Origin of the sequence: Streptomyces bluensis (assembly GCF_014650715.1) — a bacterium.
GTDB lineage: Bacteria > Actinomycetota > Actinomycetes > Streptomycetales > Streptomycetaceae > Streptomyces > Streptomyces bluensis.
In genome coordinates, this window is sequence record NZ_BMVM01000010.1 from 235,628 (window position 1) to 258,885 (window position 23,258).

A 23,258-nucleotide genomic window follows, 5' to 3' on the forward strand; every position below is an offset into this window, starting at 1 on the left:
AACGGGGTCCGGGGCGGAGCCCCGAATCCCTGGGGGTCCAGGGGGGCGTAGCCCCCTTGGCGGGGTCGAAGGGGCGGAGCCCCTGGGGATGGGACGGGTAGGGGCGGCGGGGGCGAGGAAACCCCGGTGGGGCAACCGGTCCGGACCCGGCGGGTCAGGCCCGGTGGGGCAACCGGTCCGGACCCGGCGGGTCAGCCGGTTCGGACGACGAGTGCCGTCGCCACCGCCATCAGGCCCTCGTCCCGGCCCGGAAACCCGAGCCCGTCCGTCGTCGCCCCGGAGACGGACACAGGAGCCCCCGCCGCCTCCGACAGCACCTTCTGCGCCTCGTCCCGCCGCTTGCCGATCTTCGGACGCGGGCCGACGACCTGGACCGCGATGTTCCCGATCGCGTACCCGGCCGCACGCACGATGCGGGCGGCCTCGGCGAGCAGCACGACCCCCGACGCACCGGACCACTCCGGGCGCCCGGTGCCGAAGTGCTGCCCCAGGTCACCCAGCCCGGCGGCCGAGAAGAGCGCGTTGCACGCGGCGTGCGCGACCACGTCCGCGTCGGAGTGGCCGGCCAGCCCGGGCCCCTCCCCCTCCCAGAGCAGCCCGGCGCACCACAGCTCCCGCCCGTCCTCGAAGGCGTGGATGTCGGTGCCGATGCCCACCTGGGGCAGCGGGAAGGGGACGGCTTCCCCGGCTCCCCCGGCTCCCCCGGCTCCCGCGGGCGGCTCAGAAGCCATCGTTCAGCCTCCTCCGTGCGAGGACCGCCTCCGCGAGGACCAGGTCGAGGGGCCTGGTGACCTTGAAGGCCTCCTCGTGCCCCGGCACCACCACGACCCGCAGCCCCAGCTGCTCGACCATGCTCGCGTCGTCCGTGACGTTCTCGGTGACCGTCTCATGGGCTCGGACGAGCGTGTCGCGATCGAAGCCCTGCGGGGTCTGGACGGCACGCAGCCGGGAGCGCTCCGGGGTCGCCACCACGGGCTCCGGCGCACCGGGCGTGTCCGCCGGCTGGACCTGTTTGACGGTGTCCGCGAGCGGCAGCGCCGGCACGACGGCGGGCGCCCCGTCCCGTACGGCCTCGATGACGGTGTCCACCGTGTCCACGGGCACCAGCGGCCGGGCCGCGTCGTGGACCAGCACGATGTCGATGCCGGGCGGCAGCGCGTCCAGCCCGAGTTTCACCGACTCCTGCCGGCTTCCGCCGCCCGGTACGACGAGGAAGTCGGTCCGCTCGGGCAGCGCGTGCGTGTCGAGCAGGCTCTTGACCTCGGCGGTGTCGTCGGGGGGCGCCACCACCACCACGAGGGAGACGGCACGCGACGCGGCCATGGCGCGCACCGCGTGGATGAGCATCGGGGTGCCGTTCAGCGTACGAAGCGCCTTGGGGGCACCGGGACCGAGGCGCACGCCCCGGCCCGCGGCGGGGATCACGGCCGCCGTACGAGGGCGCGGATCTTCAGACATCGGTTCCTGTCAGGTTTGTGTGCTCGGCATGCGTGGGTATGGCCTGTGGGGAGTGCCGGGCGCGAGCCTTGACCGAACCCTTCCGTGACGTCTGGTCGAGCCAGCTGCCCGGGCCCGGCACGCCAGTATCGGGGAGCTTTCCCGTCGACGTACGGCACGGCGGCAAGCGGTACGGCGGCACGACGCAGGCGTACGAACGCATGAACGGGCCGTGAAGGATATCGGCGCGCCCGCCATCGGAAGCCGAACATGCCGCAGCGCCCGGCGACAGCTGTTGCGTCATCGGGCACCACGGCATTTCATTGCACTGAAGCGAGCTGCCGGCGCGCTGCTTACGCCGGCCTCAGGACGCCAGGACCTCGTCGAGCAGGGCCTCGGCCTTGTCCTCGTTCGTGTTCTCCGCGAGGGCGAGCTCACTCACCAGGATCTGCCGGGCCTTGGCGAGCATCCGCTTCTCACCGGCGGAAAGCCCGCGCTCACGCTCACGACGCCACAGGTCACGCACGACTTCCGCGACCTTGATGACATCACCGGAGGCGAGCTTCTCCAGATTCGCCTTGTAGCGACGCGACCAGTTCGTGGGCTCCTCGGCATACGGCGCACGCAGCACCTCGAAGACCCGGTCCAGTCCGTCCTGACCGACCACATCACGCACGCCGACGAACTCCGCATTGTCCGCTGGCACACGCACCGTGAGGTCGCCCTGGGCGACCTTCAGCACCAAGTAGGTCTTGTCCACGCCTTTGATCTGACGAGTTTCGATGGCCTCGATCAGCGCGGCCCCGTGATGGGGATAGACCACGGTGTCGCCAACCTTGAACGTCATGTGACAGGTACCCCTTCCGTGGCTATCCAGGGTAACACGGATACGGCGTCTTCTGAATGGCGTTTTCGCAGGTCAGGGCATATCTCGGGGCTTGACAACAGCAACAGGAACGTGCTTCGGAGGGGGAACGAGGCGGGGTATTCGCAGGTGGGAGCAGCTCTGCGGGCGGAGCGAAACGCGCACGTTACACGCATCCGGAGCGCGCCAACGGCGGTCAAATGTCCCGTTATGCCCACCCCCAAGTGTGCGAGTCACGCTACTCCGTTCGGCGGGTGGAGACGGATCCGAGACGAATCCGGAATTGATCAAGGGGAGAGTCGGGGGATGGTCGAGTGACGGTCTTCAGCCGTTGGCGGTGATCAATTTTCGGTGGGGTCATGCATTCCGTACGGGAAATCCTCAGCTGCCACCAAAGAGGCCACTGGGGCTTATGTGAATGTGACACGAGGGGACATCACCGGTGGCGCTTCCCGGGCGATGGTGTCGGCTCAAGGGAGGGTCGGGTGCGGGGGCCGCGGAACGGCTCGGTAGCCTAGGCCCGCTGACCAACCCTTAGGGCGGCTTTACGGCCGTACGGCCGCCCGCACCCGTATCGCCCACGCCCAAGGAGACGCCGCCGCAGTGAGCAGCAGCCTTCGACGCGGCACCCTTGCCGCCACCGCCATCGCGTTCTCGATCGCCTCGCTCGCCGCGTGCGGTGCCGGCAACAACGCCCAGACTCTGGAGGTCAAGCCGGACAACGCGGCCACGGCCGTCGGTGACATCAAGGTCCAGAACGCGATCGTCGTCACCCAGCCCAGCCTGGAGTCGTCGACGGGCCCGGCCGTGATCTCCGCGACCGTGTTCAACACCGGCCGCACCGCCCAGACGCTGGAGGCCGTCACGGTCGCCGGCACCGGCAGGTCCGCCGAGCTCAGCCCCGCGAAGGGCACGGGCAAGCTGACCATCCCGGCCGGCGGCTCCGTCGTCATCGGCGGCGAGGGCAACGCCTCCGCGGTGCTGCCGAAGACGCCCGCGGCCGTCAAGGACGGCAACGCCCAGGCGATCACCTTCACCTTCAGCAGCACCGGCGACGTGAGCCTGCGGGCGTTCGTCGTCCCGGCCGAGAGCTACTTCGAGAAGTGGGGCCCGAGCGAGATGCCGACGGTGCCGTCGCCGAGCGCCAGCCCGTCGAACAGCCCCAAGGCGCCGTCCGGCTCCCCGTCCGGGACCCCCTCGGGCTCGGCGTCGGCGTCGGTGGGCGCGGGCGGCGAGGCCCCCGACGCCGCGGCGTCGGCATCGGCCTCGCAGAGCCAGGGCTCTGCCGAGAACTGAGCCTCGTACAGACGCAAGCGGAAGGGCCGCACTCCTGTGAGGGAGTGCGGCCCTTCCGCTTGCTCTTCATCTCTGCCGGGCCGGCCTACGGCTCGAACTTGTATCCGAGTCCACGCACCGTCACGAGGTACCGCGGCGCACCCGGGTCCGGCTCGATCTTCGCGCGGAGGCGCTTGACGTGGACGTCGAGGGTCTTGGTGTCGCCCACGTAGTCGGCGCCCCAGACGCGGTCGATGAGCTGCATACGGGTCAGTACGCGTCCCGCGTTGCGCAGGAGCATCTCCAGCAGGTCGAACTCCTTGAGGGGCAGGTCGACCTTGGAGCCCGAGACCGTGACCACATGGCGGTCGACGTCCATGCGGACCGGGCCCGCCTCCAGCGCGGCCGGGGCCACCTCCTCGGGCTCGCCGCGGCGGCGCAGCACGGCCCGGATGCGCGCCACCAGCTCGCGCGAGGAGAAGGGCTTGGTGACATAGTCATCGGCTCCTATTTCCAGGCCCACGACCTTGTCGATCTCGCTGTCCTTGGCCGTAACCATGATCACCGGGACGTTGGAGCGGCCGCGCAGCTGGCGGCAGACCTCGGTGCCCGGCAGCCCGGGCAGCATGAGGTCGAGGAGGACGAGGTCGGCGCCGTTGCGCTCGAACTCGTCGAGGCCGTCGGGCCCGGTGGTCGCGATGGCGACCTCGAAGCCCTCCTTGCGAAGCATGTAGGACAGAGCGTCGGAGAAGGACTCCTCGTCCTCGACGACAAGCACTCGGGTCACGGGAGGACCTCCGGGGCGGGAAACGGTTCGTACGGGGATGTTTCGGTGGTGGGTTGTCCGTCCTCGTCGTCGAGGTCCGGGTGCTGCGACGCGCGGTCGCGGGCCGCGCCCGCCTCCGGCAGTCTGAGGGTGAACGTGGAGCCCTGACCCTCGGAGCTCCACACCGTGACCTCCCCGCCGTGCGAGGCGGCCACGTGCTTGACGATCGCGAGACCGAGGCCCGTGCCGCCCGTGTGGCGGGACCGGGCGGGGTCGACGCGGTAGAAGCGCTCGAAGATGCGCTCCTTGTCCTTCTCGGAGATGCCGATGCCCTGGTCGGTCACGGCGACCTCGATCAGGTCCCCGCCCGGCGCGCTCACCCTGCGGGCGGCGATGCCGACGCGGGTGCGGGCGGGCGAGTAGTTGACGGCGTTCTCGACGAGGTTGCCGAGAGCCGCGGCGAGCTGGCCGCGGTTGCCCCACACATGCAGGTCGGCGGTGCCGCCGGCGGCCATGGTGATCTGCTTGGTGCCGGCCTGGTGGCGGCACCGGTCGATGGCCTCGGCGACCAGTTCGTCCACCCGTACGGGCTCGGCGTCCTCCAGCGGGTCGTCGTTCTGCACGCGCGAGAGGTCGATGAGTTCCTGCACGAGGTTCGTCAGCCGGGTCGCCTCGATCTGCATGCGCCCGGCGAAGCGCTCCACCGCCTCGGGGTCGTCGCTGGCTCCCATGACGGCCTCGGAGAGGAGGGAGAGCGCTCCGACGGGCGTCTTCAGCTCATGACTGACGTTGGCCACGAAGTCCCGTCGTACGGCCTCTATGCGGCGGGCCTCGGTGAGGTCCTCGACCAGCAGCAGGACGAGCCGGGAGCCCAGCGGGGCCACGCGCGCGGACACCGCGAGGGCCTCGCCGCGGCCGGTGCCGCGCCGGGGAAGGTCCAGCTCCACCTGGCGTATCTCGCCGTCGCGCCGGGTGTCCCGCGCCATCTGCATCATGGGCTCGATGGCGAGCTTGCCCCCGCGCACCAGCCCGAGGGCGTACGCGGCGGAGCTGGCCTTGACGACGCTGTCGCCCTCGTCGAGCACGACGGCCGAGGAGCGGAGCACGGACAGCACGGTGTCGACGCCGGGCGGCAGCACCGGGTCCGTGTGCAGGGAGGTCCGGGTGGGACGCTTCTGCTCGCGCTCGCTCCAGCGGAACGCCAGCATGGCGATGACACCGGTGAGCACACCGGCGATCGCTGCCGCTGCGGCGACCGCCGCGTTCACGTCCATGCGAACAGGTTAGGCACGACGTCGTGCCTGGCCACAGCCATCAGTGTGCGAGCTCGAACACTCGTCGCCCAGAGTTCACCTTGGAGCCAGTATTGGTTCATTTGTGATGTCGGAAACGGACGCGTGCGGGGCGGAACGTGACAGCGTGGGGTTCATCTGGCCTCCTGGCGGCCGGTTGGCCGAGAGGCGCCGTACGCGGCGGCGTCCGATGGTGGACGTGGCTGGTGGAAACCCCGGAGCGCCTGGAACCCCCGAAAGAGACGTTAGAGAAGAGGGACCCTGATGCGGGACGCGTACCACGAGGAACTTGACTCGATCGGCGATGACCTGGTCGAGATGGCCCGGCTGGTCGGGTCGGCGATCGGGCGCGCCACGACGGCCATCCTCGACTCCGACCTGAAGCTGGCGGAGAGCGTGATCGAGGCCGACAAGAAGGTCGACGACCTCCAGCACGACCTGGAAGCGCGCGCGATAGCCCTGCTCGCCCGCCAGCAGCCGGTGGCGACGGACCTCCGTATCGTCGTGACGTCGCTGCGCATGAGCGCCGACCTGGAGCGCTCGGGCGACCTGGCCCAGCACGTGGCGAAGCTGGCCCGCCTGCGGTTCCCGGAGCGGGCCGTCCCGCGGGACCTGCACGCCACGATCCTGGAGATGGGCCAGCTGGCCCAGCGTCTGATGGCGAAGGCGGCGGAGGTCCTCATCACCAAGGACGTGGACCTGGCCCTGCAGCTGGAGCAGGACGACGACGAGATGGACCTCCTCCACCGCACCCTCTTCCAGCACCTCATCGACGATCGCTGGAAGCACGGCATCGAGACCGCGGTGGACGTCACCCTGCTGGGCCGCTACTACGAGCGCTTCGCGGACCACGCCGTGTCCGTGGCCAAGCGCGTGGTGTACCTGGTGACGGGCGAGCACGCGGACGAGATCCAGCCGGAGATCCAGCCGGTGACGGGGGTCGAGGGGGCGTAGGGCCTCTCCGGCTGGTACGGGTCGGGCGTGCGCGAGCCTCAGTGCGCCGTTGATGCGCCCAGCGGAAGGGGCGTCCACTGGGCACAGGCACCAGCCTTCGAGGACCAGCTTCGAGGAGGGACCCATGGCCGAATCCCCCATCACACCCGACCCCACGCAGGACCGCGAGACGGAGCACCCCGCCGAGATCAGGACCCTGCCGCTGGTCGCCGCCTGCGGCTGCGGTTCGGGCTGCGGCTGCGGCTGCCAGTCGGGCGGCCCCTGCCAGTGCGGCTGACGCGCGGCGCGCCACGAGTGGGCTCGCCTCTGCCGTCGCGCGGGAGCAGCATGGAGAAGGGGAACGAATGAACGCGAGAACGAGATAGAACGAAAGATTACGAAAGAGAACGAACGATAACTGGCGGACTCGGAAGGAGGTGCGAACCCTCATGACCCGGTTCATGGACGTCCACCACGGAGTGAAGGGCGTCACGGCTGAACGGATGCGCGAGGCGTACCAGGCCGATCTCGCCATAGAAGAGGAAGAGGACGTCCACTTCGAGAGGACCTGGGCGGACCCGGAGTCCGGCACGGTGTACTGCCTCTCCGAGGCCCCTTCGGCCGAAGCGGTCCAGCGCGTCCACGAACGCGCCGGCCACAAGGCGGACGAGATCCATCCGGTGCCGCTGAGCATGTGAGTGCCCCACCCATGCGACGGTCTCTGCCCGCGCGGCGCGATGCGATGTGATGCGATGCGGCGCGGGCAGGGGCCGGGGGCCTGCCAGAGGGCCAGCCGAAGGGCCCACCCGGGGGTCAGCTGAAGGGAACGGCGTCAGCTGAAGGGAACGGCGTCCGCAGGGGCGGTGTGCCAGTTGGTGACGATCGGGTCCTCGACAGTGATGGTGCCGACCGGCAGGGACACCGGGTTGGGGTCGTCGTCACCGACGCCGACGATGATGCTGTCCAGTTCCTTGCCACCGTCTCCGTTGGTGGTCTTCGTCTTCACCCCCGCGTAGGCGGTGGTGCTCCCACTCAGCTTGACCTGCTCGCCGACGGACTGCTCCGCGGGCCCCGCCTGGGTGCCGTCGGACCCGAACGCCACGGTCGGAAGCGCGGCGGGCAGATAGCAGCTGATCCCCGACTTCGCCTTCGCGCTGATCAGGATGTATCCGCCGGCCTGGGTCTCGGACTTGGTGCTCCAGGAGATGTCGTTGGCGCCGCAGGTCTGCCCGACGGGCTCCCGCTCGCCGTTGCCGGTGTCGGCGCCGGAGCCGGCCCCGTCCACGGTTCCCTGGCCCGACGCGTCGGAGCCCTTGTCGCTGCCCTTGTCGGTGCCCTTGCCACTGCCGGCGGTCGACGAGTCGGACGCGGCGGACGAAGACCCCTGCGCGGTGCCGGTGTCCTGGGCCGTGTCCGTGTCCTGGCACGCGGTCATCAGCAGGGCGCCGCCCACGAGGGCTGCGGAGACGAGGAAGGCCTTGCGACGGTTGCCGGACATGAAATCCCCTTGGTCATCGGTGAGTTGAGGCCGAAGCGGCTTCGGCTTCGCGGTGCTTGTTCGATCACTATGAGGGGGCTGCGAGCCAAAGGGATCCCGGCGCCTTCGTTCCAGGACACCGCTGTCACACGCTGGTGACATGATCACGAACACCTGAGGGAGCTTCTGCCGGGCTCCTTGCGGCCGCGACCGCGGACCCGGCTCACCTCGTCGTCGGCGTGGTCAAAGACGCCTGCAACGCGTCCCGGGTGAGGGCACGTTTCGATGCGCAGGCGGGCGATGCCGAGCATGGCGTGATGGACGGCGTCGCCTTTGAGGCGGCAGTCGCGAAGGATCTTCCAGCTCTTCATGCGTGCGAAGACGTGTTCAACGCGAGCCCTGATCTGCTTGTGTGCTCGATTGTGTTGCTCCTTCCAGGAGGGCAGTTCTTCGCCCGTGCGGACATCGTGTTCCCGACAGCGGCTTTGGCGCCGGACTCCTCCCAGCCTCGGGAGTCATGCCAGGTACCCGGAACGGGCCGGCCGACGACTACGACCCGGCGGGTATCGGCATCGATCACAACCTGATGGGCCGTGGAGTATCGATCGTTCTTCGACTGCTCGGCCACCGAGTGGTCGCGGGTGGGCACCAGGGTGCCGTCAACGATGAGGACGGTGTCCCTGCGGAACCGGCTCCGCTGCCGGAGTGCCAACAGCGGACCGAGGTGGTTAATGATGCGGTCCGCGGCCGACTTGGAGATCCCGAACAGCGGCGCCAGCTGGCGCATCGTCAAGTTTGTGCGCCAGTACGCCGTGACGAGCAGGACGCGATCCTCCAGTGACAGACTCCAGGGTCGGCCGCGCGGTCGATCTGCGGCCTGCTCACGTCGTACTGCGGCTACCAACTTGCCGAAGCAGCGCGGGCTCAGCCCCGTAAAGGGGCCTGTCCAGGACGGCACCGACGCCGTGATCATTCCAGCCACACCGTGATCGTTTCAGCCGAGGCGAGCGGGTCGGTGAGGGGCCGCATTGACCTCGGCTGAGCATGATGCCGCTGGGTGCGACGGAATCAACATCACGTTGGTAAAACTCGACGTTGTGTAGACTTTCTGGGTGAGGGGGCAGTCCAGCTCCTCGCGAGACCTTTCTGGAGGAGCAGTGCAGCAGCAGAAGTGGCTCATCACCGGCGTCAGCACAGGCCTTGGACGTGCCTTCGCCCAAGCCGCCCTGACCGCCGGGCACACCGTCGTCGGCACGGTCCGCTCCGAGGACGACCTGCGGGCCTTCGAAGGGCTCAAACCCGGGTACGCTCACGGCCGCATCCTGGATGTGACCGACGACGCCGCCGTCTCGAGTGTGATCACGGAGGTGGAGCAGAGCGTCGGCCCCCTGGATGTCGTCGTCGCCAACGCGGGCTACGGCCTGGAGGGCACCTTCGAGGAAACGCCGCTGGCCGAGGTGCGGCGGCAGTTCGAGGTCAACGTATTCGGGACAGTGGCCACCCTGCAGGCAGCACTGCCCCACATGCGCCGGCGCCGCCGCGGACACCTGATGGCCGTCACCTCCATGGGCGGGCTGATGGCCGTGCCCGGCATGTCCGCCTACTGCGGCAGCAAGTTCGCCCTGGAAGGCATCCTCGAGGCACTGGGCAAGGAGGTCGCACAGTTCGGGATCCACGTGACGGCGATCGAGCCCGGCTCCTTCCGCACCGACTGGGCCGGACGGTCCATGACACGCACCGCGCGGTCCATCGACGACTACGACGAGCTGTTCACCCCTATCCGTGAAGCGCGGCAGAAGGCCAGCGGGAACCAGCTGGGCAATCCGGCCAAGGCCGGGGACGCCGTCGTGCAGATCGCGTCGGTCGACCAGCCGCCGGCCCACCTCGTCCTGGGCTCGGACGCGCTGCGACTGGTCACCGCCGCGCGCACGGCCGTGGACGAGGACATCCGCGCATGGGAGACGCTCTCCCGTACCACCGACTTCGCCGAGGGCGCTCAGCTCTGATGCCCGGCCACCACCCCGCGCGGAGTCGACGCACCACCGAACGCAAGGGTGACGTCCGGGAGCGGGCCATCCTCGACACCTGCGAAGCTCTGCTAGCACAACAGGGCTATGACGCCATGACCGTCGGCGACATCGCGCAGGGCGCCGGCATCACACGTGGCGCCCTGTACTTCTACTTCGGCTCCAAGCAAGAAGTGGTCACGGCGCTCGTGGCCCGGACCGTTGAGCACCTGTGGGAGCGGTCCCGGGCCACCGCGCAGACCGACGAGCCACGCCAGGCCATCGCAGCAGCCATGCGGCGCACGGTCGAGCTGTGGAACGAGCACGGTCTGGTCATGCGCACGGCGATCGACCTGTCGTTGACCGTACCGGAGATCGGCGAGTTGTGGAGCCACACGGCAGACTTGTTCATCACGGCCATCGCCACCGTCCTGGAACGAGCCGGCGTTCAGGCCGGCACCGAACCAGAGCAAGCGTCGGCGATGGCACGCGCCCTGTGCTGGATGATCGAGCGGACCTTCTACCACGCCTCGCAAGAGTCCTGCGAGGAGTTGCAAAAGGCATCCTCGACCTGCGAACACATCTGGCTGATCAGCGCCGGCCTGATCACCTGATGCATCTGGTGTGCACGGTGAGGCGCGAAACCAAACCCCGTGACGCCGAGGCCCCCCTCCAGGCACTCCGCCACCGGAAAACCCGCGAGGCACAACATCCTCTCCCAGCCCGATCCACGGGATCCGGCGTCCACAACTCCCCTGTATGGGCCTTCCGGATCAGAGTGCGAGACCTGGAAGGTCACTTACGGGACAGCCCTTAGTCGATCGCATGTCGCTCTTCGTGCTCGCAGAGGTGGGCAGTGCGCCTGCCGAGGGCCGATTCAGTACTACGTTCGGGCTACTGCGCCGGATCCGGTTCACAGTCGCCGAGGAAACGCCTCTCGGGTTCTGCGATGGCACTGTCCCATGTCCGAGTGAGGCAGCGCTGCCGAATGGCGTACTTGAGTGGCTTTAGGAAGTCACAAAGGCCCCTTGCTGCTTACCGTCACCCGAGGACAACTCCCGATCTCGGCCATTCTGGATCGGAGGGTTTAACCGGACAGAGGGTCCGAAGACTGAGCGGCATCGCCAGGGGCCCAGACACCCAGGAGGTCGGCAATGGCGACGCGAGAGCTGTGGGATCGCCGGGCACGAAAAAGGACCCACCGCACTGCCGGAGTATGCCTGCTCGTAGCGGGGTGTGTCATCGCAAGCTGCGTGCCCTCGGCCGCGGCGAGCCCAAAATTGGGCGCCCGACTGTGCGCGACGAAACCCTTCCCTCCGTCGGAAAGCACTCCACCCCCGATTCTGTCGGGCAGCGACGTGTGGAGTTTCGTCACCGAGCCGGCCCTTCACCCCATGCGAGTAAAGGTGACCGCGAACAAACCGGGGACGGCTCGCGGAGACATCTTCGTCGCCCCGTTCAGCGCGGACCAGATGGTCGGCCAAACCGGAGCACTGATCAACAACAACTCCGGCGATCCAGTCTGGTTCCGCCCCCTGCCCTCCACCAACCTCCAGAACGCCGACTTCAAGGTCCAAACCTATTACGACAAAAACCGACGCAGGGGGCAGCCGGTACTGACCTGGTGGCAAGGAACTCTCGCTCTCCCCCCGGCGTATACGAACTTGCCGGCCGGTGCCCCGGAGCCGGGCGGGTGCTACTACATCTACGACACGCACTACCGTCTGCTCAAGACGGTCTTCGCGCATCACGGCTACTACCCGGACGAGCACGAATTCACCCTGACCCGCCGGGGTACCGCGCTGTTCATCGCATCCAAGCCCGTACCCATGGATCTCACCCCCTACGGAGGGCCGAAGAACGGCTCCATCGAGAACAGCGAAATTCAGGAGGTCGACCTGGCCACGGGCCGACTGCTCTTCTCGTGGAACGCACTGGACCACCTGGACCCCGCGGACTCCGAAGAGCCGGTCTCCAGCGCGTCGTCGTCCGACGGCGTGTGGGATGCCTTTCACATCAACTCCGTCGACGAGGGACCTGACGGCCGACTGCTGATCTCGGCCCGGAACATGTGGGCGATCTATGACGTCAACAAGAGATCCGGGAGAATCCGCTATCAGATCGGAGGGAAGAAAAGCGACTTCACTTTCGGCCCGAACGCGGACTTCTACTGGCAGCACGATGCCCGATACCGGCCGGGGAACAGGATCAGCATGTTCGACGACGGCTGCTGCGACCTGCCCAACGGCGCCCCCGAACAGGTGTCGCACGGCCTGATCCTCGACCTCGACTTCCGCAGCCGGAAGGCGACCGTGGACCGGACCTACTACCACCAGCCGCCGTTGGAGTCACCGACCCAGGGAAACACGCAGGCACTTCCCAACGGTAACGAATTCATCGGATGGGGCCAGAGCCCGTACTACTCGGAGTACGCGGGGGCGGGGAACACCGAGGGCGACGGCTCGCGGAACCTGCTCTACGACGCGCAACTGCCTGGCTCGAACATCTCGTACCGGGCCTTCCGGAACAAGTGGGTCGGCAAGCCCTACTATCCGCCGAGCGCAGCGGCGAGGATCGTCGACGGGCACAGCGTCGTCTACGCTTCCTGGAACGGTTCGACGCAGACCAGAGCGTGGCAGGTGCTGGCAGGACCGGACCCCGTTTCCATGTCGGTGGTGGTGCGATGTGCCGAACGGACCGGGTTCGAGACGGCGATCCCGACGGACAATCCCGGACCATACTTTCAAGTCAAGGCGTTGGATGAAGAGGGGCGCGTCCTCAAGTCCTCCGACATCGTGCGCCTGAACCGTTGAAGGCTTGCGTCCATGACGGAGACCCATCCCGATCCCTACCGCCGGACACATCTGGGAATGCGGCCCGGCGATCTCAACGGCAAGTGGTACGCAAAGTAATGGACTCCGCTGATGGCGCCGCTTCCGGAGCACATCAAGGAGACGATCAATCTCATCACGCGGTCGAGGACCACAGAGGTAGGTATGCACCTCCGGCAACGGGTCCGAGTTGCGTCATGGCGGGCAACGCAGCGGACAGCCCACAGTGGGGCCGCCCTGGCCGTGAGAATGCCCCCGATCCGGGCCGTAAGGCGCAGGTCGGGGGCATTCTCACCGCACTCCTACTTCTTCTTGCCCGGGGTCTTGTCAGAGATCTTGGTGAGCTGGTTTTCGCTGCTCGGGAATCCTGGCAGCCTCGCGTCGTGACCTTCTGATCCGTAGCTCTATATGGATGGGTCGGCGGTGGTCATAGCGGTCGCGCCATGGCCTCCGGAGGGCGTCACGGACGAGGTCGGTTTTGCTGTGGTTGCCGTACTTTGCTGCTGTAAGGCTGGCCCGAGATGGACACTCGGTGGTGGGACAGGTTCCCCAGCTGAGGCGAGGTGCTCAGGCCACGAGCCATGGTGCAGCGGGCGGAGTCCGTCTCTGGGCGCGTCGTCTGGCTATGTACCCCCCAATGCCGAGCAGAGTCAGCGCAACTCCAAGGCCTCCGATTGTCACCAGCGTTGTTGGCGCGGCGGAGTTCTCCATTACTCGCCCCTGCACTCCGGAGGCCGCGAAGCTGCCTGACTGCTCACGGAGGTGGTAACGCGAGTCGTTGGAGTTCGCACGGTGGTCGCCGAGCACGAACAACCGCCCCTCCGGGACCTTCACGTCGTACGGGTCGACCCCCGGGTCCTCGTAGACATCCGTCACATATGGCTCGTCGAGTGGCTTTCCGTTCACCGTGACCCGGTTCCCAGCCCCCACCACGTGATCGCCACCTATCCCGATGACCCGACGCAACACCGGTTCCGCCATATAGCGCTCGGGCGGATCGATGAGTACGACATCACCTCGACGTATCTCGGTCGCGTCGATCTGCTCGATCAGCAGTCGATCACCCGGGCGGAATGTGGGCCTCATCGAGTCGCCCATCTCTGTGACCATCTTGTAGTTCGCGAGGGTGTACACGATGGCCCCTACCAGGAGGACCAACCCGAATGGCGCCAACACCCAGGCCACATCTCTCAACCTAGCGATCGTTCTTCGCTGCCGCATGAGCATCCCTCCCCCTCGAATCGCCCGACGGCTGTGCGGGCCAGCAGAGGCTATGCGACCTCGGTACAGAAACGCACCCAGCTCCTGCCCGCGCTGATCACCCGCGGTCGACTCCTCTCCTCAGCCGCCACTCGCCCCAGCTCCCGTCCCGTGCACCGCCGACCCACGCGCGAGTGATGGCCAAAGTCCCCGGCGTGCGGCGGCTCACTGCGGCGAGCCTGTGACCTGCGTGGATTCCGGGACCAGCAGACACTCACCCCCTGTGCTTCAAGGTGAGCACCAGTTGTGGTCGGTTCGTGCGCTGCCCTGGGCGAACGGTCGGATCGTGGCACCGTCGGGCTCAGCTGCTGTCACCGGGGTTCCTCGCTGTTCCCCGCTCGATCTGGTGCGGGGTGAGCGGAACACAAGTGAGGAGTGCCACGTTCGCAGGTCGGCTGTCAGTGCCCGTGGCTAGAGTTTTCAGAGGCGCGGTCGGCTTCCGAGGTACCCGGTTCCGTAGAGCAGTTGCATCCCCGGCTCTGTCTGGGGGCGGCCCGGGACCAACCCGGGACCTAACCAACGGTCGTGCTTCGTCGATGGCCAAGAGTGAGACCTGTCCGCGCCGACCGCGCACCAATCAGTGCCGTACGTCGACCGCAGGCACACGCTTTCCAACTGTGGTGGTGGCTCGCAAGGCCGCGTACAGGGCCGTTCACCTGCTTGCATGGGCGGCCCGCTCGTGGGCTCCCCCCGACTCCTGGTCTCGTCTGGACCGCCGTGAACGGGGCTGAATGAGACGGAAACTGAGACGGGCGGCCATCACGGGTTCCTGGTCACGCCCCTGGGAGTGTCTTCAGGCTCACCGCGCTCGTCCCGGTTCCACATGACAGCATCTTTCCCGCTGGGTGTAGCCTCCGGGCACGCCGACGCAGACGGAATTCCAGAAGGGCTCGGCCTCGCGGAAATGGCCGCCGCCCGTGTGCCACTGGACTCCTGGGTAGGCATGGCGCAGAGACCGGAGAGCGGCTGAGGCGAGGCCGTAACGCTTGTAGCCCTCGTAGGAGTGAGGCGCCTCAACCCAGCCGATCTTGCATGCATTGCAGACCACGTACTCGACCTCGAAGGCCAGGTCGGATCTGACGTAGGCCGCACGGATGCGCCAGCCCGTTCGCTCGAAGTAGCCGGCGGGCCGGTCGACCCAGGGTTCTGGTGGGGTGGCGGTCCGGGCGAAGTGGTACGGCGCGGGATCTATCCATCGGCGAAGCCGGTCCCGCCAGGTCGGCTTGTCGGGCCACTCCCGTACCCAGTACACGTGGTCAGCGCGGTGCGCCACAGCACGGACTGCTGCCTCGTTGTCCGCCATGCGTCCTCCTCCCCGGGCTCTGGAGTTGCCCTCGGCCATGGTGGGGTGCGCGGGAGGCTGCTGTACCACAGGGTTCGACGGCACTGCAGCGCCCTCAGCTTGGGAAGCTGTGGTCATTTGTGGCTGGCTTGGACGCTGACCTGGGCAAGTGACTGGCTGCGGCCTCTTGGTGGTTTGGCTGCTTTCACCGTGGTTGCGGAGCGCCACCGCCCTCTGGGCGGGTCCGGACGATGATGCGAGAGTGGGCCCGTGACGGCATCAGAAGCCACGCGCGTGGCAGTCGACGAGGTCGAGGGACTCGCGGTGGACGGGCTGCGGTGGCTGACCGAGGCGGCGCGAGAAACCTCCGAAGGAGGCCTCGCCTGGACGACCAGGCCCTCGGACAACGAGCTCGACCCAATGCTCTACAGCGGTACGGCCGGGAACGTCCCCGTGCTCCTGGAGGCGTGGCGGCACTTCGGCGACGACTCTTACGCCGACGCCGCCCTGCGCGCCGCCCGCAGCCTCGCGCACTCCGTCGACGGCATCGACGACGACTCTCTCTACTTCGGCCGCACCGGAATGGCGCTCGTCCTGCGGGCCCTTCACGAAGAACTCGGCGACACGGCCGCCGGCGCCGCCGCCGACCGCGCGTTGGAACTCGTGCGGTCACGCTTCGACGGCACCCGCTGGGGCGATCTGTTCGAGCTGATGGGCGGCAACGCGGGGATCGGCCTCGGGGCACTCCTGGCCGGCGACACCGAACTGGCCGTCCTCGCCATGGAGCCGTATCTGCGGACGGCGGAACAGACTCCGGCGGGCGTCCACTGGGCCCATCGCACCGGCATCGACTCCCGTCTGCATCACGTCTCCCACGGCACCCTCGGCATCGTCCTGGCGCTTGCCCGGGTCGGCGGGGCCACCGGCCGTGCGGACCTGGTCGAACTGGCGCTGGCCGGTGCTGCGGACGTCATGGCACGTGACGAAGCAGGGCCGGAGGGCTTCCTGGTGCTGCACTCCACCCCTCAGTACCGCCCCGATGTGATCGAGCCCATCAGCTACGGCTGGTGCCACGGCCCGGCCGGCGACGCCCAAGTCTTCCGGGTACTGCGGGACATCACGGCCGACCCTGTCTGGCCCGCCCTCGCCGACCGCTGCTGGCACACTGTCACCCACTCCGGCCTACCCCAGCGGCTGCGCCCCGGCTTCTGGGACAACAACGGCCGCTGCTGCGGCACTGCGGGCGTCCTCGCCCTGGCCTGCGACCGGATCGCCGAACAGCAGGACCCACACGACTTCGCCCACGTCCTCGTCGCGGACCTCGCCGCCCGCGCGATCCGGGACAGTGACGGCGCTCGCTGGTCCAACTTCGAGCACCGGGCCACCCCGAGCAACCTCGAACCGTGCACAGGCTGGGCCATGGGCAACGCGGGCATCGTCCGCGAACTCCTACGCTTCGTGCGACTGAGCCGAGGGGGCGATCCCCGGTACGCGTTCGCCTGGCCGGACCAGCCTCCGGTGCCCGCTCAGGCAACGACCCTCCGCCGTGGTACCGACGCCGTGTTGTGACGTATCGGGTGCGCAAGCCTGTCTGTAAACCGTGTCGGTGTCGAACGGAGCTACTACAGGACCGTTCACCGACGCGGCCGCCTGGTCTTGCGCCCTGTTCCGGCGACACCTGCGCCCGACCCGACACCCAGGCCTCGATGAAGTCGCAGCTCCGGTTGCACGCGTTCCCGTTCCTGGGTGCGCGCCCTCTCAGCTCCTTCCAGCCTGCCCACCTCCGTGACTGGGTGCGCAAGCTCCAGGAGAACGGCGTCCGTGGCTCCTACGCTCGGACGATCTACACCAACGTGCGCGCCGCACTCAGCGCGGCCGTGGACAGCGGCCACCTTCCCCGAAACCCCTGCGCCGCTCGCTCCGGCCTGCCACTCCGGAACGCGTCTTCGCCGTCCAGGCCGCCATGCCTGAGCGCTACGAAGCCATGGTCGACCTGGGCGGCGGCTGCGGGCTTCGTCAGGGCGAGATCCTCGGCGTCGCCGTCGACGCGATCGACTTCGAGTCAGAGACGCTCCACGTGGTCCAGCACCTCAAGCTGAGCCGGAGCAAGGCCGTGTTCGCTCCGCCCAAAGGCGGCAAGCTGCTGGACGTCCGCTTCCCGGCCCGCTGATGCCCTCCAGGCACACATGAAGCGGTGCCCGCCCGTCGAGATCACCTTGCCGTGGAAGGTGGCCGACGGGCCTCCGGTCACCAAGCGGCTGGTCTTCACCGGGCCACGCGCCGGTCACGTCGGGCGGACGTTCCTCAATGAGGAGGTGTGGAAACGGGCACTGGCTTCGTGGGTGATCCCTGAGCGGAAGCCGGGCGAGTCATACGCCGAGTACCGCGAGAACGGCATGCGTCTCCTCCGCCACTTCTACGCCTCTGTGCTCCTCGACGCTGCGCGTCTACGCACACCTCATGCCTTCCAGCCAGGAACGCACGTGCAAGGCCGTGGCTGCCGTCTTCGGCACGGCCCGGTCCGGCCCGTCCCGCATGGCGGCCCAGAGACGGCCAACGGCCACGAATAAGCCCCCTACCGGCGGAGAACCCGCAGGTAGGGGGCTTCTCCGTGCAGGCTTACTTCTTCTTGCCCTGGTTTTTGACCGCCTCGATCGCGGCCGCCGCGGCCTCGGGGTCGAGGTAGGTGCCGCCCGGGTTCAGCGGCTTGAAGTCGGCGTCCAGTTCGTAGGAGAGGGGGATGCCGGTCGGGATGTTCAGGCCCGCGATGTCGGCGTCCGAGATGCCGTCGAGGTGCTTGACGAGGGCGCGGAGGCTGTTCCCGTGGGCCGCGATCAGGACCGTGCGGCCGGCGAGGAGGTCCGGGACGATGCCGTCGTACCAGTACGGGAGCATGCGCTGGACGACGTCCTTCAGGCACTCGGTGCGGGGGCGCAGCTCCGGCGGGATGGTCGCGTAGCGCGCGTCGTCCGACTGGGAGTACTGGGTGCCGTCCTCAAGCGGGGGCGGCGGGGTGTCGTACGAGCGGCGCCACAGCATGAACTGCTCCTCGCCGAACTCGGCGAGTGTCTGCGCCTTGTCCTTGCCCTGGAGGGCGCCGTAGTGCCGCTCGTTCAGGCGCCAGCTGCGGTGGACCGGGATCCAGTGGCGGTCCGCGGCCTCCAGGGCCAGCTGGGCGGTGCGGATCGCGCGCTTCTGGAGCGAGGTGTGCAGCACGTCAGGGAGCAGGCCGGCGTCCTTCAGCAGCTCGCCGCCGCGCGTCGCCTCCTTCTCGCCCTTCGCGGTGAGGTTGACGTCCACCCAGCCGGTGAACAGGTTCTTCTCGTTCCACTCGCTCTCGCCGTGGCGGAGGAGGATCAGCTTGTACGGTGCGTCGGCCATGGCCCGAGCGTAATCCAACCTCTTGATCGCTTGGGCGGGCGGCCACCAGGCGGACGTTTGACTGCGTTTGTTAATTGAGTGGTCCTGCCCACGCAGCGCTCGTAATGTGTGGCATCGCCCAGCGCCACTTACTTCTGTGTGTCAGCTTCTTCCGTGGGGGACCCCTATGCCAGTCACCGCCCTGAGACGTGCCGTCCGTGAGAGCGTCTCGGGGTTGCCCCGCGAGTTCTGGTGGCTGTGGACCAGCACGCTGGTCAACCGGCTCGGTGGTTTCGTCGCCACCTTCATGGCCCTGTACCTCACGCTCGACCGCGGCTACTCCGCCTCGTACGCCGGTCTCGTCGCCTCCCTGCACGGTCTCGGCGGTGTCATCTCCTCGCTCGGTGGCGGCGTCATGGCCGACCGGCTCGGGCGGCGGCCCACGCTGCTCGTCGCCCAGGCCTCCACGGCCGTCTTCGTGGCGCTGCTCGGCTTCGTGCGCGACCCCGTCGCGATCGCCGGCGTCGCCTTCCTGGTGGGCGCGGCCAGCAACGCCTCCCGGCCCGCCGTCCAGGCGATGATGGCGGACATCGTGCGGCCCGAGGACCGCGTCCGCGCCTTCTCCATCAACTACTGGGCGATCAACCTCGGTTTCGCCGTCTCGTCCGCGGCCGCGGGGTTCATCGCCGAGGTCAGCTATCTCGCGGGGTTTCTGATCGAGGCCGGCATGACCATGGCCTGCGCGATCGTCGTCTTCGCCAAGGTGCCCGAATCGCGGCCCACGTCCACCGCCAAGGAGTCCGCGGGCGGGCCCGAGGTCGGGCTCGGCACCGTTCTGCGCGACGGGCGCTTCATGGCCGTCGTCGGGCTGTCCTTCCTGGTCGCGCTCATCTTCCAGCAGGGCTCGGTCGGGCTCCCGGTCGCGATGGGCGAGGCGGGTTTCACCCCTGCCGACTACGGGATGGCCATCGCGCTCAACGGCGTCCTGATCGTCGTCCTCCAGCTCCCGGTCACCCGTTTCATCGAGCACCGGGACCCGCGCCGGCTGCTGGTGATCTCGTCCGTCCTCGCCGGGTACGGTTTCGGGCTCACCGCCTTCGCCGGTTCGGTCGGCGTGTTCGCCCTCACGGTGTGCGTGTGGACCCTGGCCGAGATCGTCAACGCGCCCACGCAGACCGGCCTCGTCGTGAGCCTCTCACCCGTACAGGGGCGCGGCCGCTACCAGGGCATGTACACGATGTCCTGGTCCGTCGCCGCGCTGGTCGCGCCGCTGATGTCCGGGTTCGTCATCGACCGGTGGGGCGCGGAGTGGCTCTGGGGACTGTGCGCCGTGGTGGGGACCGTGGCGGGGGTGGGGTATGGGGTGCTGATGCGGCGGGTGCCGGTGGAGGAGCCTTCGGCTCAGGGGTCGGAGTCTCCGGTGGCGAAGCCCGTACCCGAGCAGGCGGCCTGACCTGCCCGGCCCGGTCGGCGCGTGCATCGTCACGGCACTGCTCTGTGCGCGGCGAGAGGGGGCCGGTGTGCGCCACGTGGAAGGCTCGCTCCCGTAGCGTGGTGGTAAGACCTCGCCACGGGGGTGACCATGCAGGCTCACGAAGAATCCGGCATCGGAGACCGCATCGCCCGGCTGCGTGTGCGCCGGAAGCTGACACAGGAAGGGCTGGCCGAACGTGCAGGGCTCTCAGTCGATGTTGTCCGCAAGCTGGAACAGGGAGTTCGGCAGACCGCCCGCCTCACCACACTCAACGCGCTCGCGCGCGCTCTGGACGTGGAGCCGTCCACACTGATGGGACAGCCCGCTACCTTCGAGGTGCGAAACGAGGACAATCAGCCTTCTGTCCTCGCCCTGCGACAGGCTGTCTCTCCCGTCTCCGATCTGCTCGGCGAAGAGCGGGACCCGGAGGATCCTCCCTCGATCGAAGAGCTGCGGGCCTCGCTACAGTCCACCGAGCGCATTCGGCGCGAGGGACGCATAGGAGAAATCGGCTGTCTTCTGCCGCAGTTGATCCGAGATGCCAAAGCCGCAACTCGGACTCACGGCAGCAGTCAGGCTGCTGCCGCCCAATCCGTCCTTGCCGAGGCCTATCAAGTCGCCGCCACCACTCTGACAGCACTGGGCAAGGAAGACGCCGCTTTCACCGCTCTTGAGCGGTCGATGGAGGCCGCTCGGCAGGGGGACGACCCACATCTCGAAACCGTCGGATTCTCCAGCCTCGCCTGGGTGCTCACCAAGCAAGGCCGACTCGCGGATGCCGAACGCGTCGCGACCACAGCAGCCGAACGCATCGAACCCACCTTCCGCTCCCAACCCATTGAACTCGCGCTCTGGGGAATCCTCCTGCTCCGCGCCGCAACCGCAGCCGTACGGCTGGAACGGCGGGACACGGTGCGAGACCTCCTCAACATGGCCGGCGCGGCGGCCGCCCGGATCGGCACGGACCGGATCGACTACGCCACGCCGTTCGGCCCGACCAATGCCGGTGTGGCCAAGGTCAACTTCCTTGTGGAGATGGGAGAAAGCTCGGACGCGCTGCGCGCAGCCCGAGCCGTACCGGATCTGGCGTCTCTGCCACCAACTTGGCGCGCGAGGTTCCACGTCGACCGGGCGCTGGCCTACGCCGAACTGGACAAGGACGACGGTGCGTTCCAAGCACTGCTCACCGCTGAGCGCACCGCTCCCGAGTGGATGCGCTACCACTCCACGAGTCGTCGGCTCGTTGCCGAGTTGCGGGGCCGGGAGCGTCGTCGTACGTCCCCCATCACGGAACTCGCAGACCGCTTGCACCTCGACGGGTAGGACGCGCTGTCCTACCCGCCCTGCGAAATGGCACGGTGCGTCACTGTCCGTACCGGACATCTCTCTTTAGCGTTACGGCTCCGTCAAAAATGGCGGACCCCCGCGACCGCGCTGCATGCGGCCCGGGGGCATGGCCCACCTGACGAAGGCAGGTAGACATGGCGCACTGTATCGCCCTCCTCTGCACGCTGCTGCTGAGACTGATGCTGCCCCCGCGCGGCCGGCATCGCGCAGCTCGTCGCGGCATCGCAGCCCCACCCTCACCGACCACCAACACCGCGCCCACCGAGCCGCGCTCAGCCGCCCCACCGCCCCGCCCACACCTCCTCCGGGGCGAGGACTCCCCCCTCGTACGCCCCTACGTCCTCACCCCCGCCGAACGACACGCTCAGAAGCGCCACCGTCAGCAGCAGCGCCAGCGCCGTCGCACCCTGTGGCTCGCCGTGCACGGAATCGACGTCGGCCCGCGCTGGATCCACGGGATGAAGGTGGCCGCGTAATGAACAACTCCGCGAAGACCAGGTCCACCATCACCCGCCTCCTCCCCTGGTCCGGCACCGACGGGAAACCCTGCTACCTCCTCACCGACGACCACGGCGGCGGCTACGTCACCCGGCTCGCCGACAACGTCGAGTCCGTTCAGCTCGCCATGGGCAACCAACTGCTCGGCCACGCACAAGAGTTGATCAGCGATCCCAAGACAGGGCCCGTAGAACTCCGGTACCTCTCCGCGCGACTGACCGAGTCCCTGCGCGACGTCCTCCGCGTCGCCGAGAGCCGTGGCGCCCGGCTCCCGGTGCTCGACGACAGCGACGACAGCGACGACAACAGGGGGCCGCGAGAAGACGACAACATGGCCCCCTGAGCGAGCAGAACACCAAGCGTGCCGGGGTGCGCTCGATGTCTCTCTCGAAAGCGCACCCCGGCACTGGGTTGGAGAGCACCCATCCACGAGCTGTAGGCACACACCATGGAGGCGCCATGTCCCACACCGTGATCGACCTCGACGACGACGCCTTTGCCGAGGCGGCATGTCACCTCGGCACGAGCACGAAGGAAGACACGGAAGACAAGGAAGACACGGTGAGTGCAGCGCTTCGAGAGGTCACCGATCGCTCTCGCCGGTGCGCGGCGGTGGAGCGGATGCGGCAGATGGTCGCGGAGGGGAAGATCGTCCTGCCGGACGGCCCGGTCACGGATGCATCCGCGCCCCCTTCAGCACCTTGTCCACCGCGTTCCTCGGTCCGTACACCGACAGGCCCACCAGGTCCAGCTCCCCCGTGCCCACGGCCCGTACCGCCGCGCGGTTGTCGCGGTCGTTGCCGGTGGTGAAGAGGTCCGAGGTGAACAGGGCGCGGGGCAGGGCCCGGGACAGGGCTCGGGTGTGGGCCGCCCTCAGGGTCTCCTTGGTGCCCTCGAAGATCAGTACCGGCTGGCGGAACATCGGCAGGTACGGGACCCCGTCCCCGTCCTCGTACGCCTCGCCGACCACCTCCGGGAGCTCCGAGCCCAGGCCGCTCACGAGGAAGGCGGTCACGTTCAGGCGCTGCCAGGGCTCCAGGTCCTCCCTCAGCAGCACGGCGATCTTGGTGTCGAAGCGGATGGGCGCGAGGTGGTTGTCGGCGTCGTTCTCAGTGCTCATGCAACGAACAGTGCCGATCGCCGTACGGCAGCGTC

At 68.2% G+C, this 23,258-nt stretch carries 23 protein-coding genes and 2 pseudogenes; 13 read left to right on the forward strand and 12 right to left on the reverse strand.

The window, feature by feature from the left end; all coding sequences use genetic code 11:
• Positions 1–191 precede the first annotated feature (191 nt).
• Together ispF and ispD are read right to left on the reverse strand one after the other, a co-directional pair.
• Entirely contained in the window at positions 192–731 is a 540-nt protein-coding gene (gene ispF, locus IE262_RS24490; protein ID WP_189876502.1) for a 2-C-methyl-D-erythritol 2,4-cyclodiphosphate synthase, read from the reverse strand.
• Complete coding sequence (ispD, locus tag IE262_RS24495) at positions 721–1,458, reverse strand: 2-C-methyl-D-erythritol 4-phosphate cytidylyltransferase (RefSeq protein ID WP_189876504.1); 738 nt, start codon at positions 1,456–1,458, stop codon at positions 721–723. The genes ispF and ispD overlap by 11 nt, the downstream gene beginning before the upstream one ends.
• A 68-nt stretch (positions 1,459–1,526) precedes the next feature.
• On the opposite strand from ispD, the gene IE262_RS24500 reads away from it, so the two are divergent.
• Positions 1,527–1,673, forward strand: coding sequence for a hypothetical protein (locus IE262_RS24500; protein WP_166681585.1), 147 nt, complete (start codon positions 1,527–1,529; stop codon positions 1,671–1,673).
• A gap of 128 nt (positions 1,674–1,801) precedes the next feature.
• Here the strand turns inward: IE262_RS24500 and IE262_RS24505 are convergent, their stop codons facing one another.
• Positions 1,802–2,284, reverse strand: coding sequence for a CarD family transcriptional regulator (locus tag IE262_RS24505; RefSeq protein WP_003953493.1), 483 nt, complete (start codon positions 2,282–2,284; stop codon positions 1,802–1,804).
• A 621-nt stretch (positions 2,285–2,905) separates the two neighbouring features.
• Between IE262_RS24505 and IE262_RS24510 the strand changes: the two genes are divergently transcribed.
• Positions 2,906–3,598 (forward strand): copper chaperone PCu(A)C domain-containing protein, encoded by a 693-nt coding sequence (locus tag IE262_RS24510; RefSeq protein WP_189876506.1) that lies wholly within the window; start codon positions 2,906–2,908, stop codon positions 3,596–3,598.
• 85 nt (positions 3,599–3,683) lie between these two features.
• On the opposite strand, the gene phoP is transcribed toward IE262_RS24510, so the two are convergent.
• Together phoP and phoR are read right to left on the reverse strand one after the other, a co-directional pair.
• Entirely contained in the window at positions 3,684–4,355 is a 672-nt protein-coding gene (gene phoP / locus IE262_RS24515; RefSeq protein WP_464823599.1) for a two-component system response regulator PhoP, read from the reverse strand.
• A gap of 5 nt (positions 4,356–4,360) precedes the next feature.
• Entirely contained in the window at positions 4,361–5,617 is a 1,257-nt protein-coding gene (phoR, locus tag IE262_RS24520; protein ID WP_189876508.1) for a two-component system sensor histidine kinase PhoR, read from the reverse strand.
• Between the two features lie 282 nt (positions 5,618–5,899).
• Between phoR and phoU the strand changes: the two genes are divergently transcribed.
• From phoU to IE262_RS24535, 3 genes are all read left to right on the forward strand, one after another.
• Positions 5,900–6,589 (forward strand): phosphate signaling complex protein PhoU, encoded by a 690-nt coding sequence (gene phoU / locus IE262_RS24525; RefSeq protein WP_134033287.1) that lies wholly within the window; start codon positions 5,900–5,902, stop codon positions 6,587–6,589.
• 124 nt (positions 6,590–6,713) lie between these two features.
• The gene (locus IE262_RS24530) at positions 6,714–6,866 is read left to right on the forward strand and encodes a hypothetical protein (protein WP_166681584.1); all 153 of its coding nucleotides are present in this window, start codon (positions 6,714–6,716) and stop codon (positions 6,864–6,866) included.
• 151 nt (positions 6,867–7,017) lie between these two features.
• Positions 7,018–7,266 (forward strand): SCO4226 family nickel-binding protein, encoded by a 249-nt coding sequence (locus IE262_RS24535; protein ID WP_189876510.1) that lies wholly within the window; start codon positions 7,018–7,020, stop codon positions 7,264–7,266.
• Positions 7,267–7,400: 134 nt separating this feature from the next.
• Here IE262_RS24535 and IE262_RS24540 read toward each other — a convergent pair whose 3' ends face one another.
• Together IE262_RS24540 and IE262_RS24545 are read right to left on the reverse strand one after the other, a co-directional pair.
• On the reverse strand, positions 7,401–8,066 hold the full coding sequence (locus IE262_RS24540; RefSeq protein WP_189876512.1) for a DUF4232 domain-containing protein: 666 nt from the start codon (positions 8,064–8,066) through the stop codon (positions 7,401–7,403).
• A 143-nt stretch (positions 8,067–8,209) separates the two neighbouring features.
• Positions 8,210–9,027 (reverse strand): annotated as a pseudogene (locus IE262_RS24545) (transposase family protein).
• 175 nt (positions 9,028–9,202) lie between these two features.
• Between IE262_RS24545 and IE262_RS24550 the strand changes: the two are divergent.
• The 3 genes from IE262_RS24550 to IE262_RS24560 all read left to right on the forward strand — a co-directional run bounded on the left by IE262_RS24550 (position 9,203) and on the right by IE262_RS24560 (position 12,864).
• Positions 9,203–10,051, forward strand: a complete 849-nt coding sequence (locus tag IE262_RS24550) for an oxidoreductase (protein WP_189876514.1) — start codon at positions 9,203–9,205, stop codon at positions 10,049–10,051.
• Positions 10,051–10,665, forward strand: coding sequence for a TetR/AcrR family transcriptional regulator (locus IE262_RS24555; RefSeq protein WP_189876516.1), 615 nt, complete (start codon positions 10,051–10,053; stop codon positions 10,663–10,665). Before IE262_RS24550 ends, IE262_RS24555 begins: the two co-directional genes overlap by 1 nt.
• 540 nt (positions 10,666–11,205) lie before the next feature.
• Positions 11,206–12,864: an arylsulfotransferase family protein gene (locus IE262_RS24560; protein ID WP_229877437.1), complete on the forward strand. Its 1,659-nt coding sequence runs from the start codon at positions 11,206–11,208 to the stop codon at positions 12,862–12,864.
• Between the two features lie 585 nt (positions 12,865–13,449).
• On the opposite strand, the gene lepB is transcribed toward IE262_RS24560, so the two are convergent.
• Both lepB and IE262_RS24570 read right to left on the reverse strand, forming a co-directional pair.
• Complete coding sequence (gene lepB / locus IE262_RS24565; protein ID WP_229877438.1) at positions 13,450–14,016, reverse strand: signal peptidase I; 567 nt, start codon at positions 14,014–14,016, stop codon at positions 13,450–13,452.
• Positions 14,017–14,941: 925 nt separating this feature from the next.
• Positions 14,942–15,445 (reverse strand): hypothetical protein, encoded by a 504-nt coding sequence (locus IE262_RS24570; RefSeq protein ID WP_189876518.1) that lies wholly within the window; start codon positions 15,443–15,445, stop codon positions 14,942–14,944.
• Positions 15,446–15,694: 249 nt separating this feature from the next.
• On the opposite strand from IE262_RS24570, the gene IE262_RS24575 reads away from it, so the two are divergent.
• Together IE262_RS24575 and IE262_RS24580 are read left to right on the forward strand one after the other, a co-directional pair.
• Positions 15,695–16,993, forward strand: coding sequence for a lanthionine synthetase LanC family protein (locus IE262_RS24575; RefSeq protein WP_189876520.1), 1,299 nt, complete (start codon positions 15,695–15,697; stop codon positions 16,991–16,993).
• 113 nt (positions 16,994–17,106) lie between these two features.
• A pseudogene (locus tag IE262_RS24580) lies at positions 17,107–17,932 on the forward strand (site-specific integrase); the annotation flags it as partial.
• A gap of 111 nt (positions 17,933–18,043) precedes the next feature.
• Here the strand turns inward: IE262_RS24580 and IE262_RS24585 are convergent.
• Positions 18,044–18,805, reverse strand: coding sequence for a phosphoglyceromutase (locus IE262_RS24585; RefSeq protein WP_134033266.1), 762 nt, complete (start codon positions 18,803–18,805; stop codon positions 18,044–18,046).
• Positions 18,806–18,971: 166 nt separating this feature from the next.
• Between IE262_RS24585 and IE262_RS24590 the strand changes: the two genes are divergently transcribed.
• Positions 18,972–20,237 (forward strand): MDR family MFS transporter, encoded by a 1,266-nt coding sequence (locus IE262_RS24590; RefSeq protein ID WP_189876521.1) that lies wholly within the window; start codon positions 18,972–18,974, stop codon positions 20,235–20,237.
• A 129-nt stretch (positions 20,238–20,366) separates the two neighbouring features.
• The gene (locus tag IE262_RS24595) at positions 20,367–21,581 is read left to right on the forward strand and encodes a helix-turn-helix domain-containing protein (protein WP_189876522.1); all 1,215 of its coding nucleotides are present in this window, start codon (positions 20,367–20,369) and stop codon (positions 21,579–21,581) included.
• A 296-nt stretch (positions 21,582–21,877) separates the two neighbouring features.
• Here the strand turns inward: IE262_RS24595 and IE262_RS24600 are convergent, their stop codons facing one another.
• Positions 21,878–22,060 (reverse strand): hypothetical protein, encoded by a 183-nt coding sequence (locus tag IE262_RS24600; RefSeq protein ID WP_166681583.1) that lies wholly within the window; start codon positions 22,058–22,060, stop codon positions 21,878–21,880.
• Positions 22,061–22,080: 20 nt separating this feature from the next.
• Between IE262_RS24600 and IE262_RS24605 the strand changes: the two genes are divergently transcribed.
• Positions 22,081–22,446 (forward strand): hypothetical protein, encoded by a 366-nt coding sequence (locus tag IE262_RS24605; protein ID WP_189876523.1) that lies wholly within the window; start codon positions 22,081–22,083, stop codon positions 22,444–22,446.
• A gap of 327 nt (positions 22,447–22,773) precedes the next feature.
• Here IE262_RS24605 and IE262_RS24610 read toward each other — a convergent pair whose 3' ends face one another.
• The gene (locus IE262_RS24610; RefSeq protein WP_189876524.1) at positions 22,774–23,223 is read right to left on the reverse strand and encodes a DUF2000 domain-containing protein; all 450 of its coding nucleotides are present in this window, start codon (positions 23,221–23,223) and stop codon (positions 22,774–22,776) included.
• Positions 23,224–23,258 lie beyond the last annotated feature (35 nt).

Coding starts and splice junctions, on each gene's coding strand:
- ispD (WP_189876504.1), bottom strand. CDS start 1,458: ATGTCTGAAGATCCGCGCCCTCGTACGGCGGCCGTGATCCCCGCCGCG.
- IE262_RS24585 (WP_134033266.1), bottom strand. CDS start 18,805: ATGGCCGACGCACCGTACAAGCTGATCCTCCTCCGCCACGGCGAGAGC.
- IE262_RS24605 (WP_189876523.1), top strand. CDS start 22,081: ATGAACAACTCCGCGAAGACCAGGTCCACCATCACCCGCCTCCTCCCC.
- IE262_RS24590 (WP_189876521.1), top strand. CDS start 18,972: ATGCCAGTCACCGCCCTGAGACGTGCCGTCCGTGAGAGCGTCTCGGGG.
- IE262_RS24535 (WP_189876510.1), top strand. CDS start 7,018: ATGACCCGGTTCATGGACGTCCACCACGGAGTGAAGGGCGTCACGGCT.
- ispF (WP_189876502.1), bottom strand. CDS start 731: ATGGCTTCTGAGCCGCCCGCGGGAGCCGGGGGAGCCGGGGGAGCCGGG.
- IE262_RS24555 (WP_189876516.1), top strand. CDS start 10,051: ATGCCCGGCCACCACCCCGCGCGGAGTCGACGCACCACCGAACGCAAG.
- phoU (WP_134033287.1), top strand. CDS start 5,900: ATGCGGGACGCGTACCACGAGGAACTTGACTCGATCGGCGATGACCTG.
- phoR (WP_189876508.1), bottom strand. CDS start 5,617: ATGGACGTGAACGCGGCGGTCGCCGCAGCGGCAGCGATCGCCGGTGTG.
- IE262_RS24595 (WP_189876522.1), top strand. CDS start 20,367: ATGCAGGCTCACGAAGAATCCGGCATCGGAGACCGCATCGCCCGGCTG.
- IE262_RS24530 (WP_166681584.1), top strand. CDS start 6,714: ATGGCCGAATCCCCCATCACACCCGACCCCACGCAGGACCGCGAGACG.
- IE262_RS24560 (WP_229877437.1), top strand. CDS start 11,206: ATGGCGACGCGAGAGCTGTGGGATCGCCGGGCACGAAAAAGGACCCAC.
- IE262_RS24505 (WP_003953493.1), bottom strand. CDS start 2,284: ATGACGTTCAAGGTTGGCGACACCGTGGTCTATCCCCATCACGGGGCC.
- IE262_RS24540 (WP_189876512.1), bottom strand. CDS start 8,066: ATGTCCGGCAACCGTCGCAAGGCCTTCCTCGTCTCCGCAGCCCTCGTG.
- IE262_RS24570 (WP_189876518.1), bottom strand. CDS start 15,445: ATGGCGGACAACGAGGCAGCAGTCCGTGCTGTGGCGCACCGCGCTGAC.
- IE262_RS24610 (WP_189876524.1), bottom strand. CDS start 23,223: ATGAGCACTGAGAACGACGCCGACAACCACCTCGCGCCCATCCGCTTC.